This window comes from Pelagimonas phthalicica (assembly GCF_004364805.1).
GTDB classification, from domain to species: Bacteria; Pseudomonadota; Alphaproteobacteria; order Rhodobacterales; family Rhodobacteraceae; genus Pelagimonas; species Pelagimonas phthalicica.
Map to the genome: position 1 here is coordinate 983,389 of NZ_SOAP01000001.1, position 14,597 is coordinate 997,985.

At 58.8% G+C, this 14,597-nt stretch carries 16 protein-coding genes; 7 read left to right on the plus strand and 9 right to left on the minus strand.

From position 1 onward, the window contains the following. Positions 1-65: 65 nt before the first annotated feature. A complete protein-coding gene (dgcN, locus tag CLV87_RS04865) occupies positions 66-1,067 on the minus strand; it encodes an N-acetyltransferase DgcN (RefSeq protein ID WP_099243179.1) in 1,002 nt (333 codons plus the stop codon). Between the two features lie 243 nt (positions 1,068-1,310). Here dgcN and CLV87_RS04870 point away from each other — a divergent pair, with 243 nt between their 5' ends. Further along, entirely contained in the window at positions 1,311-2,270 is a 960-nt protein-coding gene (locus CLV87_RS04870; RefSeq protein ID WP_099243177.1) for an L-malyl-CoA/beta-methylmalyl-CoA lyase, read from the plus strand. Between the two features lie 89 nt (positions 2,271-2,359). Here the strand turns inward: CLV87_RS04870 and CLV87_RS04875 are convergent, their stop codons facing one another. From CLV87_RS04875 to CLV87_RS04885, 3 genes are all read right to left on the minus strand, one after another. After that, positions 2,360-3,517 (minus strand): AAA family ATPase, encoded by a 1,158-nt coding sequence (locus CLV87_RS04875; protein ID WP_099243175.1) that lies wholly within the window; start codon positions 3,515-3,517, stop codon positions 2,360-2,362. Further along, entirely contained in the window at positions 3,507-4,322 is an 816-nt protein-coding gene (locus tag CLV87_RS04880) for an RNA ligase family protein (RefSeq protein ID WP_099243174.1), read from the minus strand. The genes CLV87_RS04875 and CLV87_RS04880 overlap by 11 nt, the downstream gene beginning before the upstream one ends. 279 nt (positions 4,323-4,601) lie before the next feature. Further along, positions 4,602-5,054, minus strand: coding sequence for an Lrp/AsnC family transcriptional regulator (locus CLV87_RS04885; protein ID WP_099243172.1), 453 nt, complete (start codon positions 5,052-5,054; stop codon positions 4,602-4,604). A 72-nt stretch (positions 5,055-5,126) separates the two neighbouring features. On the opposite strand from CLV87_RS04885, the gene CLV87_RS04890 reads away from it, so the two are divergent. Then, entirely contained in the window at positions 5,127-5,723 is a 597-nt protein-coding gene (locus CLV87_RS04890) for a LysE family translocator (RefSeq protein ID WP_099243170.1), read from the plus strand. A 45-nt stretch (positions 5,724-5,768) separates the two neighbouring features. Here the strand turns inward: CLV87_RS04890 and CLV87_RS04895 are convergent, their stop codons facing one another. Beyond that, positions 5,769-6,608 carry an AraC family transcriptional regulator gene (locus CLV87_RS04895; protein WP_099243169.1) on the minus strand — a complete coding sequence of 280 codons (840 nt, stop codon included), beginning with the start codon at positions 6,606-6,608 and terminating at the stop codon, positions 5,769-5,771. A gap of 168 nt (positions 6,609-6,776) precedes the next feature. Here CLV87_RS04895 and CLV87_RS04900 point away from each other — a divergent pair, with 168 nt between their 5' ends. The 3 genes from CLV87_RS04900 (at position 6,777) to CLV87_RS04910 (ending at position 9,808) form a co-directional block, all read left to right on the plus strand. Beyond that, entirely contained in the window at positions 6,777-7,739 is a 963-nt protein-coding gene (locus CLV87_RS04900; protein WP_099243167.1) for an acetyl-CoA carboxylase carboxyltransferase subunit alpha, read from the plus strand. A gap of 125 nt (positions 7,740-7,864) precedes the next feature. Beyond that, entirely contained in the window at positions 7,865-8,590 is a 726-nt protein-coding gene (locus CLV87_RS04905; protein WP_099243165.1) for an SDR family NAD(P)-dependent oxidoreductase, read from the plus strand. A gap of 105 nt (positions 8,591-8,695) precedes the next feature. Next, positions 8,696-9,808 (plus strand): Hint domain-containing protein, encoded by a 1,113-nt coding sequence (locus CLV87_RS04910; RefSeq protein ID WP_099243163.1) that lies wholly within the window; start codon positions 8,696-8,698, stop codon positions 9,806-9,808. Between the two features lie 66 nt (positions 9,809-9,874). Here the strand turns inward: CLV87_RS04910 and cysK are convergent, their stop codons facing one another. Beyond that, entirely contained in the window at positions 9,875-10,945 is a 1,071-nt protein-coding gene (gene cysK / locus CLV87_RS04915; RefSeq protein ID WP_099244741.1) for a cysteine synthase A, read from the minus strand. Positions 10,946-11,105: 160 nt separating this feature from the next. Here cysK and CLV87_RS04920 point away from each other — a divergent pair, with 160 nt between their 5' ends. Beyond that, the gene (locus tag CLV87_RS04920; RefSeq protein ID WP_099243161.1) at positions 11,106-11,819 is read left to right on the plus strand and encodes a cytochrome c biogenesis CcdA family protein; all 714 of its coding nucleotides are present in this window, start codon (positions 11,106-11,108) and stop codon (positions 11,817-11,819) included. Between the two features lie 27 nt (positions 11,820-11,846). Next, positions 11,847-12,248, plus strand: coding sequence for a thioredoxin family protein (locus CLV87_RS04925; RefSeq protein WP_099243160.1), 402 nt, complete (start codon positions 11,847-11,849; stop codon positions 12,246-12,248). A 30-nt stretch (positions 12,249-12,278) separates the two neighbouring features. Here the strand turns inward: CLV87_RS04925 and CLV87_RS04930 are convergent, their stop codons facing one another. From CLV87_RS04930 to CLV87_RS04940, 3 genes are all read right to left on the minus strand, one after another. Continuing rightward, positions 12,279-13,208, minus strand: a complete 930-nt coding sequence (locus CLV87_RS04930) for a hypothetical protein (RefSeq protein WP_133840693.1) — start codon at positions 13,206-13,208, stop codon at positions 12,279-12,281. 164 nt (positions 13,209-13,372) lie between these two features. Continuing rightward, positions 13,373-14,017, minus strand: coding sequence for a GntR family transcriptional regulator (locus CLV87_RS04935; protein ID WP_099243156.1), 645 nt, complete (start codon positions 14,015-14,017; stop codon positions 13,373-13,375). Positions 14,018-14,143: 126 nt separating this feature from the next. Beyond that, complete coding sequence (locus tag CLV87_RS04940; protein WP_133840694.1) at positions 14,144-14,590, minus strand: hypothetical protein; 447 nt, start codon at positions 14,588-14,590, stop codon at positions 14,144-14,146. Positions 14,591-14,597: the final 7 nt, after the last annotated feature.

Here is a 14,597-nt window from a genome sequence, read left to right on the forward strand (position 1 = left end):
GCCCTGCGGGAGGGCGGGTGGGGCGATGTGCTTTGCACGAGCGTCACCCACCCTCCAATGCAGGTTTAGATCGCGTCCAACGCATCCACAAGTCGGCCCGCACCATGGCGGTACGGATCAACGGCAGGCAGACCCATGCGATCCTCGACCTCTTTCAAATAGGCCACCGCATCCTCTTCGCTCAGATGCTGGGTGTTGACCGAAATCCCAACAACCTCACAGGCCGGGTTGGATTTGCGCGCCAATGGCAGGGCCGTATCGCGCAGCTCTTCCAGCGATGGCAGGCTGAAACCGGGCAGGCCACGCATATGATCGCGGGTCGGCTCGTGGCACAGGATCAGCGCATCAGGCTGACCACCATGCACCAGCGCCATGGTCACACCGGAATAGGACACATGAAACAGAGAGCCCTGGCCTTCGATCAGATCCCAGTGATCGTCGTCATTGTCCGGGGTCAGATATTCAATTGACCCGGCCATGAAATCCGCGATGACCGCGTCCAGCGGCACGCCATGCCCAGTGATCAAGATCCCAGTCTGACCGGTGGCGCGGAAGGTCGACTTCATGCCGCGCTTTTGCATTTCTGCATCCATCGCCATCGCGGTATACATTTTGCCGACTGAACAATCGGTACCAACGGCCAGGCAACGCTTGCCCTTGCGTTTCACACCATTTGCAATCGGATAGCCAACGGTTGGAACGCGCACATCATGCAATGTGCCACCATGGGTTTGCGCGGCGGCAACCAGATCGCCCTCATCACGCAGCAGGTTATGCAGGCCAGAGGCAAGGTCATAGCCCATCTCAAGGGCTTGAATCAGAACCTCTTTCCAGGCGGCCGAGATCACACCACCGCGGTTGGCAACACCAATGACCAAAGTTTTGGCACCCGCAGATTTGGCTTCGGCCAAGGTCATGTCGGTCAGCCCCAGATCGGCCCCGCAACCGGGCAGACGAATCTGGCCAACGGCATTTTCCGGGCGCCAATCGCGAATACCGATCGCAACCTTGGCGGCCAACATGTCCGGCGCATCGCCGAGGAACAAGAGATATGGTGTTTCAATCATAGCGTTTCCCCTAAATCGCAGCATGAGGAGCTTGGCCTGCAGTTTCCGGGAAATCCTCTCTAGTTAATCTGCATTTTGCAAAATTTTCGAAATTTGTTCGTTAAATTGGTTATTATCAACAAGATTCTCCCACCGCTGCAGCGCAGAAGGTCGTGAGGCTCTCTTTTTGCTTGCGCAGCATTGCGCAATTTAATAACCCTCACAGGCAAGAAATAGAAATTTCCTTGCCGAAAGGATTCCAGCATGAGCTTCCGCATTCAGCCCGCCGCCCCGGCCCGTCCGAACCGCTGCCAACTTTTTGGCCCGGGTTCCAACACCAAACTGTTCCCCAAAATGGCCGCGTCGGCTGCGGATGTCATCAACCTTGACCTCGAAGATTCCGTCGCCCCTTCCGACAAAGATGCCGCGCGCGCCAATGTGATCGAGGCGCTGAACACAGTTGATTGGGGCAATAAATACATGTCCGTGCGCATCAACGGGCTGGACACCCCCTATTGGTATCGCGATGTGGTCGATGTTCTGGAGCAAGCGGGCGACCGTCTCGACCAGATCATGATCCCAAAAGTTGGTTGTGCTGCAGATGTCTACGCGGTTGACGCGCTGGTCACCGCCATTGAGGCCGCCAAAGGCCGTAGCAAGCCGATCAGCTTTGAGGTGATCATCGAATCCGCCGCGGGTATCGCCCATGTCGAAGAGATCGCCGCCTCCTCTCCGCGCCTACAGGCCATGAGCCTTGGGGCCGCTGACTTTGCCGCCAGCATGGGAATGCAGACCACTGGTATTGGTGGCACGCAAGAAAACTACTACATGTTGCGTGAGGGCGAAAAGCATTGGTCCGATCCTTGGCATTGGGCGCAAGCCGCCATCGTCGCTGCCTGCCGCACCCATGGTGTGCTGCCGGTTGACGGCCCGTTCGGTGATTTCAGCGATGATGAGGGCTATATCGCCCAGGCGAAACGCTCGGCCACGCTGGGTATGGTCGGCAAATGGGCCATCCACCCCAAACAAATTGCGCTGGCAAATCAGGTCTTTACCCCATCCGAAGAGGCTGTCACCGAAGCCCGCGAAATCCTCGCCGCGATGGAGCAGGCCAAGGCCAATGGCGAAGGCGCAACCGTTTACAAAGGCCGTCTGGTCGACATCGCCTCAATCAAACAGGCCGAGGTGATCGTGGCGCAGGCCGAGCTGATCGCGGCCTCCTAAGCAGCGCTGCGTTCGCCCAAAATAAATTCCGACAACAGCCAATATGTCCGATTCTATCTTTGAATCGGACATATTGCCTTCATGCGATATCACCCCGTCTCTGAGGTTTTGGGGACGACAAATGTCACCTGATGGGCCTCTCGCAGGTCGGGTGGCTCCAGCTTGCGAAGAAGCGCGTGAATGACGGTTTCCGGCACCGCCTCCTTGCGTTGGCGGTTTTGCATAAACACCTCTTGCCAGTCCGGCTCGATATAGACAATCCGCGTCCGCGCCCCATAGCTGTGAAAAAGGTTGAGCAGCCGCGCCCGCTGTTGCCGTGTGACATTGGTGGCATTCCAGACAAATCCCTGCCCCTTGCGTAGGAACACCCGAGCGCGCGCCATCCCTTCCTGCGCAACGGGCCCTTGATTTGCGGTTGCAGGCACGCCCATCTCGCCCCGAATCTCATCAAGGCTGATCATTGGCAGGTCAGGCAGGTTCCGCGCGATCCATGTGTCTTTGCCCGCGCCGGGCAAACCGGACATCAAAACAACATCGCTGCCGAATTGCTCATGCGGCGTATAGGTCGGGTCGCGCCCCTCACGGTTCAGGTATTCGATCCGTGCCCCATCCGAGGCGAAGTCAAAGGGTTGATCGGCACAGCCCAACTCCTCAAACTGGGCCAGGCTGAGCGCGGTATTGTCCAGTATCGCGGCTTGATCCGCGCAGATCCGCCCCAAAGCATCCGCCTGCGCGTGAAGACACAAAAGATCCGCGCGACACGTTAGCGAGGTTTCGATGGCCAAGCGTGGCGGATCAGGGCGGTCGAGCAACCAAAAGGGCAGTTGATGTGACCGGATCAAGGCGCAAAGCTCTTCTCGCCACTGAAACGGCACCCGCGCCCGGCCCAGAAGTTGACGCGCAATCGCAGCCCCGACACGGGAATGACCGCGCGAGGTGATGCGCCCGGCCTCGTGCCGGGTGGTGGCGGGCTTGCCGATATCATGCAGCATGGCCGTCCAGAACAAGAGCGCCCGACGCCCCGGGTTGAGGGTTTGCCAACCCGGCAGGGTCAGCAATGCCTCGACCACCATACGCGTGTGGGTGCCGACATCACCCTCGCCATGATGCATCGGGTCCTGAGGGCAGGTATCCAACACGTCCAGCTCGGGCCAAAGCCCCCATAGCGCGGCCCAATTCGGCGATTGGCCGACTGGTGGGACAAGATCCAGAAGCTGCTGAAAGGAATGTGAAGAGTTAAGTCTCATCATAGGCTCCTTTCCCGCCAAGGGTCTGCGCCAGAATATCCACACCGGGGGCAAGCGCATTGGGCAAGATCGGGCGCGATTGCCAATGGCCATCAGAGGCGGTGATGGTTTGGCGAAACCCGTCGCGCACAAATTTGTAGCGCGCCACCACCTGGTCGCCCTCTTCCTGTTTGACGTAAAGCCCTTCGGCCAGATCGCTGTCTTCTGTCTGTTTGGCGACCAGATCGGGGCGGCTGTGGCTGGCCTCGGCGGCACGCATCAGCGCCGCGCGCCACTGCGGTGATTTATAGAGGCTGGTATTGATCAGACCCTGGAGATCGGCAGGTTTGGCCAATGGGCCATTGTGCAAGATCGGGACCGGCATGACAGGCAACCCTGCCAGCACAGCCCGCCGGGCATTGCTGGACAGGAACACGCGCTTTTCGCGATCAAAGAGATCGAATTCGAGAAAGTAATGCGGCAGGGTGTCGTAAAAGCAGGTGTGCTTGGCATACATCCATTCGCCATACATGACGTAACGCGCGCCCAAGGCCTGAAACAAACGGGTTTGATGGGTCGACGCCCAGGTTTTGAACAGGGCAAAATGGCGTTCGCGCCCGCCGCCGGTCAGGTAATGGCCCCGGCTTTGCAGCAAAAGCTGGCCGGACGGGTCAAAAGACACAGCCGCATTGGCACCGTCGAGCTTTTCCTCAACGATGAGCGGCATGCCCGAGAGGGCGGCCAGTGGCAGATGATCAGGCATATCGCCTGTTTGCAGGCACGAACCAGAGAGATGGCGCGTGCGCGGGAATTTCAACAGTTTCATGAGAGGTCTCAGCACGAATAAAGGACAAATCTTGATGAGGTGAGGCACAGCAAAACCGGTCACCAAGGCACGGGGCCCGGCGGGAGGGGATCAAACAGAAGCTGAAAGAGATCCGAACCGGTTTTTCATCAAGATTACATTGTCCTGCCATGGGCTGAGGGTTGATTTGCGCCCGTAATTAGCAGGGATTGGCGCATGTGGATAGGGGGTTTGGGGCGCTGCCCCGTCCTGAGCGGGCTCAGGACTCCCCGGGATATTTTTGGCCCAAAGAAACCTTGGCTAGGCGCGTTCGTCCTTGGGCGAGCCCATGACCACGTAGGAGGTGATGGAGTTCACCTGTGGCAGGGTGCCGAGCACTTCGTTGTGGAAATGCTTGTAACTGGATAGGTCAGCGACCTCGACGCGCAGCAGATATTCCACGACGCCGGTGATATTGTGGCATTCTCGCACTTCGGGGGCAGCCTCCATCGCGCGTTCAAAGGCGCGCTGCGCTTCTTTGGTGTGCAGGTTCAAGCCGACAGTGACATAGGCCAGAAAGCCGATGCCGGTCTTGACGGGGTCCAGCACGGCGCGATACCCGGTGATCACCCCGCGTTTTTCCAAAGCGGCCACGCGGCGCAGGCAGGCGGAGGGGGACAGGCCGACGCGATCCGCCAAAGCAAGGTTGCTTTGCCGTCCATCCGCCGAGAGTTCGTGCAATATCTTGCGGTCAATTTCATCCAGATCTGACATAAGTTGCAAATCTAGACCGCAGATGACGCAATTTGCAACCTATAGCCCCGTCATGCGCGCAATTATTGCGCCATGACTTATGAAATCCTCCTGGCGCTTGCGCTCTTTGCCTTTTCCACTGTGTTTACCCCGGGCCCCAATAACCTGATGCTGATGAGCTCGGGCGCGAATTTTGGGCTGCGCCGGTCCATCCCGCATATGACCGGGGTCGCCTATGGTTTTCCGTTTATGATCATCCTGGTGGGTCTGGGTGCGATGCAATTGTTTGACGCCTGGCCGCCGAGCTATCTGGTGCTCAAGATTCTTTCGGTCGCTTATATCCTGTGGCTGGCCTGGAAGATCGCCCATTCTGCGCCCCCAGCGGATGCGCCAAGTGATGCCAAGCCCTTGAGCTTCTTGCAGGCCGCCGGGTTTCAATGGCTCAACCCCAAGGCGTGGTCCATGGCGCTGGGGGCGATCACTCTATATGCCACCAGCCGGGATTTGAGCGCTGTGCTGTGGGTGGCCGGGACCTATGCGGTGATCGGCACCGGATCGGCGACGACCTGGACGGTGCTGGGCACTGGCGTGCGCAAGCTGTTGGCGCGCCCTGAACGGTTGCGGATGTTCAACTGGACCATGGCGGTGTTACTTGTGGCGTCGATGATGCCGGTGCTGCTGGGTGGGTGAACCGCCCGACCAGCTAAAATCAGCATGAGGCCGGGCGGTCAGGACTTATGACGCCAGGGGCATGCAAATCTCGGTGATCAGATCGGCGGGCGCGGTATCTTGGGGTGAGTTCAGATAGCGTTCATAGCTCGGGGCGTCGGCGGGTTCATGACCGTTTTCAGCCAGCCAAGGACCGTAGAGATAGTCATAGGCGGCCTTGAGACCGGAATATGGCCCTTTGTGGATCAGAACCGCATAGCGCCCGCCCTGAATGGCGACATCCTGCAGACTTTCGGGCATGTCAAAATCCGCCTCGACCTGAACGCCGCAATCGCAGCGCAGCTCGGCCTCGGGCGTGCTGTCAGGGTCATCATAATAGATGCCCGCCATGCCGCGCGCCTGCGGCCAGAGATTGTTGGTGGCAAAGATCGCCGCGACCTGTTCATAGGCCCGCCCGCTTTCGAGATAGGCGCCGGTATGGCGGATCGCGGCGAGGCGGCGGGCGGGGAGGTCTTGGAGGTCAACGTTAAACATGGTGCTATGTCCTATTCGCAAAGTGACATCTGGTGCCTTGGCCTGCCCCGCGGCCCGAAAGGCCGCCGGTGTCATGCCAAAACGTTTGCGGAACGAGCGGGCAAAGCTTTGACTATTGTCATAGCCGGCGCGTTTGGCGATCTCATCAATCGACCAATCGCGCTGAACCAGCCAGCAGGCGGCACGATGCGCGCGAATGCGGCGCACGGCTTGGGCGCAGGTCTCGCCGGTCATGGCGTGATAGACTCGGTGCCAGTGAAAGCGCGACATGCAGGCGACATCGGCCAAGGCATCCAGCGACAGATCCCCACCGGGATTGTCAAAGATGTATTGAACGACGCGGCGCAGCCGGGCCTCGTAATGCTGGTTCATGTTCTGCCTCCTTGTTCCACCATCAGGCATGCCTGATCTGGAATGGACAAGTCTTGCTATATGCAGCTGCGCCAGTTTTTTGGGCAGATTGGCCCAAGATCTCATGCGACAAAGTTGCATCCCGAGAAAAGCCACGCCATATAGCAGCAACATCCAATGGAGCAGCGAATGGCACATTACCTCGACTTCGAAAAACCCCTGGCCGAAATTGAAGGCAAGGCAGAAGAGCTGCGCGCGATGGCGCGGGGCAATGAGGAGATGGATATCGAGGAAGAGGCCGAGGCGCTGGATCGCAAGGCCGAAGAGCTGAAGAAAGAGCTATATGAAAAGCTGACGCCCTGGCGCAAGTGTCAGGTGGCCCGCCACCCGGACCGCCCCCATTGCAAAGATTACATCGAGGCGCTGTTCACTGAATTCACCCCGCTGGCCGGGGATCGCAACTTTGCCGATGACCTCGCGGTGATGGGTGGCTTGGCGCGCTTTAACGATCAGCCGGTCATGGTGATTGGTCAGGAAAAGGGCGACGACACCCAAAGCCGGATCAAACGCAATTTCGGCATGGCCCGCCCCGAAGGCTATCGCAAGGCGGTGCGCTTGATGGAGATGGCTGGCCGCTTTGGTCTGCCGGTGGTGACGCTGGTGGACACACCCGGTGCCTATCCGGGTCGTGGTGCCGAAGAGCGCGGCCAATCCGAAGCGATTGCCCGGTCTACCGAGAAATGCCTGGAGATCGGCGTGCCGCTGGTCTGCGTGGTGATCGGCGAAGGTGGCTCGGGCGGGGCTGTGGCCTTTGCGGCGGGCAACCGCGTCGCGATGCTGGAACACTCTGTTTATTCGGTTATCACGCCCGAAGGCTGTGCCTCGATCCTGTGGAAGGATGCGGAAAAGATGCGCGATGCGGCAGAGGCGCTGCGCCTGACCGCTGCCGACCTTTACCAGCTGGGCGTGGCAGATCGCGTGATCCCTGAACCGCTGGGCGGGGCGCATCGTGACCGCGACGCCGCGATTTCCGCGGTCGGGAATGCGATTGCTGGTATGTTGGGTGAGCTTAAGGACATGTCCGGCGCAGAGCTGATCGCAGCACGGCGCAAGAAATTCCTTGAGATCGGCTCGCGCGGGTTGGCGGCGTAAATCGTTACACACGAAGAACAAACAAAGGCGCGATCCAGAGATGGGCGCGCCTTTTGTGGTTGCAACACCCTGCATTCGGGACCACCTTTGCCAGATAGCAACGCTGTCGAGTGAGAGGGTTTCACATGCAAAAGACGCTGCTTTTGACCGGGGCGAGCCGCGGGATTGGCCATGCCACGGTGAAACGGTTTTCGCGTGAGGGATGGCGGGTGCTGACCTGTTCGCGCCAGCCGCATGATCCGGCCTGCCCCTGGCCTGATGGCGAACGCAACCATATCCAGTTGAACCTGTCAGACCCCGCAGACACGATCAACGCGGTTGAACTGATCCGAGAGCGGCTGGATGGGCTATTGCATGGGTTGGTCAACAATGCCGGGATTTCCCCCAAGGGGCCAAATGGTGAGCGGCTGAACACCTTTACCACCGACATCATGGATTGGGGCAAGGTGTTTCATGTCAATTTTTTCGCCTCAGTTGTGCTGGCACGCGGATTGCGCGAGGAACTGGCGGCGGCCAAGGGATCGGTGGTCAATGTGACCTCGATCGCGGGGTCACGGGTGCACCCGTTTGCCGGGGCGGCCTATGCGACGTCCAAGGCGGCTTTGGCCGCTTTGACCCGCGAAATGGCCCATGATTTCGGCCCGCTGGGTGTCCGGGTCAATGCGATTGCGCCGGGTGAGGTTGAGACCTCGATCCTGTCGCCGGGCACCGAAAAGATCGTCGAGGGCCTGCCGATGCAACGGTTGGGGCAGCCCAGCGAAGTGGCGGATGTGATCTATTACCTGTGCTCGGACCAATCGAGCTATGTCACCGGCACCGAGATCGAGATCAATGGCGGGCAGCATGTTTAGGGTCAGCCTGTCAAAAGGCACGCATTTGACACGAAAAACCTCGCGCGCCTTAACCGGAAATTAGGTCTCAAGATCAACACTCTGTCAAAGCTGTAGGAGCGTTGAATGGGGGCCAGTAACACACCGCTTTTCGACCTGGTCGAACTGTCATCGCTGAACACCAATGCAACCTTTACCACCGCTGCGGGCGGCGGGGGCGATATCATTGGGCTTGTCGACAACGCGACCTATACCGATGGGGACGCGTCCAACAGTGCAACCGAAATTCAAGAGCTGAACGAGACCTTTAGCGGCAATGGCGGCACCCTGACCATCGACGGGGTGGATTATAATATTCAACTTGTCGTTCCCGATGGCAGTTTCAATGACGTGACGGTCACTTATGATGGCGGCGGCTCTTCGGCTGATTTGTCGGGAAATGGATTAACATCCGAGATTGTCTTTATCATCGCCTCGCCGGTAGGAGGCGGGTCTGACCGGTATTTTGCAGCGATTGACGATACGGTTGGCGATCTGCCGGACATCTCGTCGATCCAGATCCGCAATCTTGATTGGAGCCCGTCGGGCGATGACGTCATGATCAACCTGGATCAGGACAATATCGTCACCATCTGTTTTGCCGAGGGCACGCGTATTCTGACCCCGACTGGCGAACGCAAGGTCGAAAGGTTGAACCACGGCGATCAGGTGATCACGCAGGACCACGGCCCCCAACGGATCCGCTGGATCGGAGCATCAACACGGACGCGCAGCCCAGCGCTGCAACCCATCCGTATCGCGGCCAATGCGCTGGGTCCGGGTATCCCGCATCGTCCCCTGTTCGTGTCACCGCAGCATAGGATGCTTGTTCGATCCGCCATCGCCCAGCGCATGACCGGCAAGAGAGAAGTGTTGATTGCTGCCAAAAAGCTGACCGATATGCGGGGCATTCATCAGGACACCCGGCCCGGACAGATCCGATATTTTCACATCCTGTGCGACGCGCATGAGGTGATTTTTGCCGAAGGGGCACCGGCTGAAACGCTGCTTCCCGGGCCGCAAGTGCGGGAATTGCTGGGATCAGAGCTTTGGGAGGAATTGGCGACGATCTACCCGCAAATTGCGGTTTCCTTAACGCAGCCCGATCCACTGCGCCCGGTGTTGCGCGGTCATCAAAAAGACAGCCTGACGCGCCGCCATCGCAAGAACCGCCTGCCCTTGGTCGAAGCGACACCTTGAGCGCCGTGTCAGGACGGCCCAGCCTAATTTACCTGCTGAACCGCCCTGATTGCGTTTTGTTCGGATTTACCCCATCTGAGCGGATGGGGTTGATTGCGAGATGGCGATTTCCTCGTCGCTCATCACTTCGGGCACCCCGTCAAACAGCGGCGTTGAGAGATAACGTTCGCCCGTATCGGGCAGCATCACCAGGATGTTGGAACCAGCGGGGGCGTCTTTGGCAATCTCCATAGCAGCGGCAAAGCTGGCCCCGGCGGAGATGCCACAGAAAATGCCCTCTTCCGCAGCGAGACGACGGGACCAGGCGATGCCATCAGGGCCGGGGGTTTTGAGCACCTGATCATAAAGCCCTTCATCCATCGCCTCTTGCAAAACAAAAGGGATAAAGTCCGGGGTCCAGCCCTGGATGGGGTGAGGTTCGAAATTCGGGTGGCTTTCGGTGGCCTGATTGGCCGCGTTGCGGGTGTTGATATAGCCCGAGCTGACCAGCGCGGCATTGGCGGGTTCCGCGAGAATGATCTTTGTTTCGGGGCTTTCACGCCGCAATACGCGCCCAATACCGGACACGGTGCCACCGGTGCCATACCCCGTCACCAAATAATCCAGCTTCTCCCCGGCGAAATCGGCCAGGATCTCGCGCGCGGTGGTGTTTTCGTGGATATCGGCATTATCGGCGGTCTCAAACTGCGAGGCCAGGAACCAGCCATTGGCCTCGGCCAGTTCCTTGGCCTTGGTGTACATACCAAACCCCTTTTGCGCCTTGGGCGTCAGCACAACCTTGGCCCCGAGAAAGCGCATGAGGCGGCGGCGTTCGACCGAAAAGGCCTCGGACATGGTGATGACCAAAGGATAGCCCTTGGCGGCGCAGACCATGGCCAGGCCGATGCCGGTATTGCCCGAGGTTGCCTCGACCACGGTCATGCCGGGTTTCAGACGACCGTCACGCTCGGCGGCTTCGATGATGTTCAACGCCAGACGGTCCTTGACCGAACCGCCGGGATTAAAGGCCTCGGCCTTCACGTAGACATTCACATGCTCGGGCGCGATGCGGTTGATTTTGATCACCGGGGTGTCGCCGACCGTGTCCAGAACACTGTCATAGCGGGTGGCGCGGCCAGAGGTGGTTCTGATGCTCATGTCTTGTCCAATCTGTTGTGATCCGTGCAATTTGCGCCAACATGGCGGAAGGCGGATCAAAGCACCAGTCGCGGATTTTGCAACATTGCACACAGCGATGTGACCGCCAGTGCGCAGAGGTTTAAGTGACAGCTCTGTCGCTGTGAGCGATACATGCGGCATGGAATATGTATTTGCCTATGGCGCTGGCCTGTTAACCCTAATCAACCCTTGCGTGGTGCCGATCCTGCCGATTGTCATCGCCGGAGCCTTGCAATCCGGGCGGATGGGGCCTGTGGCGATGGCCGCCGGTTTGTCGCTGAGCTTTGTTGTCTTGGGCGTTGGCGTCACGGCCTTTGGCCACCTGCTGGGCATTGATGTGCAAATGATCTCAGATGCCGGGGCGGTGTTGATGATCCTGTTCGGTCTCGCCTTGTTGATCCCGCAAGCGGGCGAAGTGCTGGCTGGGGCGACAGCGGGCATGTCGGCCCGTGCTGATGCCTCGATGGATGATGTGGACCGCGCCAGTCTGCGTGGGCAGTTTTTGGGCGGGCTGCTGCTTGGGGCGGTTTGGAGCCCTTGCATCGGCCCAACCTTGGGCGGTGCCATTGCTTTGGCCTCGCAAGGCGAAGGGTTGCTGCATGTCACCGTGATCATGCTGTTTTTCGCCCTTGGTGTGTCTACCCTGATCCTGGGCCTTGCCTATGGCACGCGCGGCGCGATTGGCCGCTATAACGCGCAGCTGCGCGGGCTGGCCATTGCGGCGCGCCCGCTGCTGGGCGGGGTGTTCATTTTTGTTGGCGTGGCTTTGCTGCTGCGCTGGCATCACGTGATCGAAGCCTGGGCGCTGCAAGTGCTGCCTGCCTGGCTCGTTGATCTTTCCGTTTCCCTCTAACCCGTTCTCTGACCATAGGAGTTTCTCATGGATCGTCGTTCCTTTCTTGCCTTGACCGCCGGTGCGGTTGCCTTGCCCGGCCTGGCCATCGCCGCCACGGATTACACACCTGGGCTGGTGAAAAAGCACCTTGATGCCGGGGATGTTGTGTTTCTGGATTTCAAAGCAAGCTGGTGTTCGACCTGCGCCGCTCAGGAACGGGTGATCAAACAACTCAAGGCCAAGAATGCCGATTATGCCGCCAAGATCGTGTTCATCGACGTGGATTGGGATCAATACGGCCGCTCGGATCTGGTCAAAAGCCTGAAAATCCCGCGCCGCTCGACGCTGGTCGCGCTGAAAGGCGATCAGGAGCTGGGACGCATCGTGGCACAGACTTCGACCAAGACCATCAAAGCGCTGATGGATACGGCTTTGGCTGCGGCTTGACGAAACACTCAGGAAATCTCTTGCTTCCAGTCAGCCCTCCTTTGAGGGCTGCAAAAATCGCAGCATGCGGGCCAGTTGGATGCGTAAAGTGACATGAGGCAGGCTACGGATTGCTAGCGTGGGCCTGCCCTCTGCAATATCACGTGCTTCACGGTGATGGTCAGCATTACCGTCTTCCAGCCAGAACAACATCTCGCCAAACAGATCTAACGCGTTTCCCTGTTCGCGAATCGTGACCTGACAACGTTTTTCACAGATTGGTGTGATCTCGGTTTCCATAACTGTGACACTGCGCCGTGTCGCCGTGGACAAGACGTCGTTTCCTGCCAGAACTGATTGGCTCACCTGCCTAAAACCTCGCTCTTGAAGAATTTTGACATAGTAATCGGGTTCGGATTTCAGACGCTCTTGAAGCGTCGGATAGGCAAGGCCATTGGTTTTGTCCGGGAAGATTGTCGCAAGCCAGACGGGAATAAACCCATCTGGGCGGCAAGGGCCATAGGAACGGGCCCCATTGCTGCTGTCGGGCCTGATCAGATAACTCGCGGCACCCCGATCTACGGGGACATCCAGTTCGTATTGGGTCACGCGCAACCGGTTGCGCCGCGGCATATGTCCGTTAATCGCGTTGAACACAAAAGGTATGAGGCAAAACAGAAAATAGATCAGGATCGCGACATTCAGCGGGTGTTCAAAGAATGACGGCCAATGCGGAGCAATTAAAATCAGAATTGCGGTTGCCAGTGACAAGGACAAAGCATCCACCCAGCCTTGAGGAAAAACAACGCCATGCAGCGCAGCGAGCAATGCTACGAAAAGAAAAGCCCCCAAAAGGGTTTCCATCGGGGCACCAGCAGAGGCAAGAGACAAGACCGGCAACAGGGAGCACACAAAGGTCAGCCGCCGCAGCAACCAAAGCCGATACAACACATCTTGATGGCTTTTGGGCCAATGGAACATTCTGATACCTCCTGACCCAACCTGACTGACGCCAAATTGCGTCAGATTTGAGACCAAGGTACGGAAATGGTGGGCGAAAGCGTTACCAATCGGAAAAGCGTCAGCTTTGTATGTTTGCGCCATCAGCGAAAGCCGCTGATGGCGTCAAAACTTTTGGAAACACCCTAGTTTGCCAGCATACGCAGGCCCTGAGTCACGTCCGACCGCACGGCCAAACGAAGGCCGGGTTCATCCCCGGCCTTGAGGGCTGCGATGATCAGGCGGTGATATTGCGGGGCTTCGGTGCGGCGCAGGCGTCCGTAAAGGGCGCGCATGGTCGGGCCAAGTTGCAGCCAGACGGTTTCGCACATGGCCAGCATCGCCGGGGCTTGGGCGCGCAGGTAAAGCGTGCGGTGAAATTCCAGATTGGTACGGATATAGCCAACCGCGTCCCGGTTGCTGACCACATCGGCGATGCCGCTATTGATGCTTTGAAGGCGTTCGATCAGCGCCATATGGGCGCGAGGCAAAGCGCGCGAGGCCAGTTCGACCTCGATCAAGGCGCGCAGAGCGGCGAGTTCCTCGATGCGTTCATTGCTGAGTTCGGGGGTGGAGACCCGCCCCGAGGTCGACATTTGCAACGCCCCTTCGGCCACCAAACGCTGCACCGCTTCTCGGGCCGGGGTCATGGAGACCTCGAACTCTTTTCCAAGGCCGCGCAGGGTCAGCGCATGTCCGGGCGCGATCTGCCCATGCATGATACGGGTTCTGAGCCCACGATAGACACGATCATGGGCCGAGGCGGTTTCGAGGGGCTTCGGGTTCTGCATAAGGCGTTTGTGATCACAAACGGGTGGTGGGTCAAGAGGGGCTGTTGTCGGGGCGCTGCCCCGCCCCGAGCAAGCTCGGGACTCCCCGGGATATTTTTGGCCCAAAGAAGACCGGGGGACGGTCCACTACTTTGAACTGCGGCGTGCTTGTTCTGCCTGAAACCCAGCAAGGATACCGGCCCAAGCCTGACGAGAAGCTTTGCCAAGGTCAGTTTCGGGCAGATCAAGGCGGAAGGATAAAAATCCAAAACAGCTGTGCACAGCGTAGCGAAACAGGTTGGGGTTATCTGGATCCTGAATGAGGACCAGCCCGACTCGTGCGCCGGGTTCAATACCGAAGACTGCGGCGTCTGGGTCTTGCAGGAGCGCTTTCATCTGTGGCGTTTTTGCGCTGTCAAAGCAGGTTTGGACTTTGAACGCGCTGGAAAACGGACCGATTTCCGACACCCCTTTGGTGAAGGACACCTTGAGGCAGGTTTTGGATCGGGACCTATCCGCGAATTCGACCGCCACCACCTCTGCCTGCCCCAAGGCCAAGGCCTCAAACGGCCTGGTGTCGAGATCATAGAGCAATTTTCCC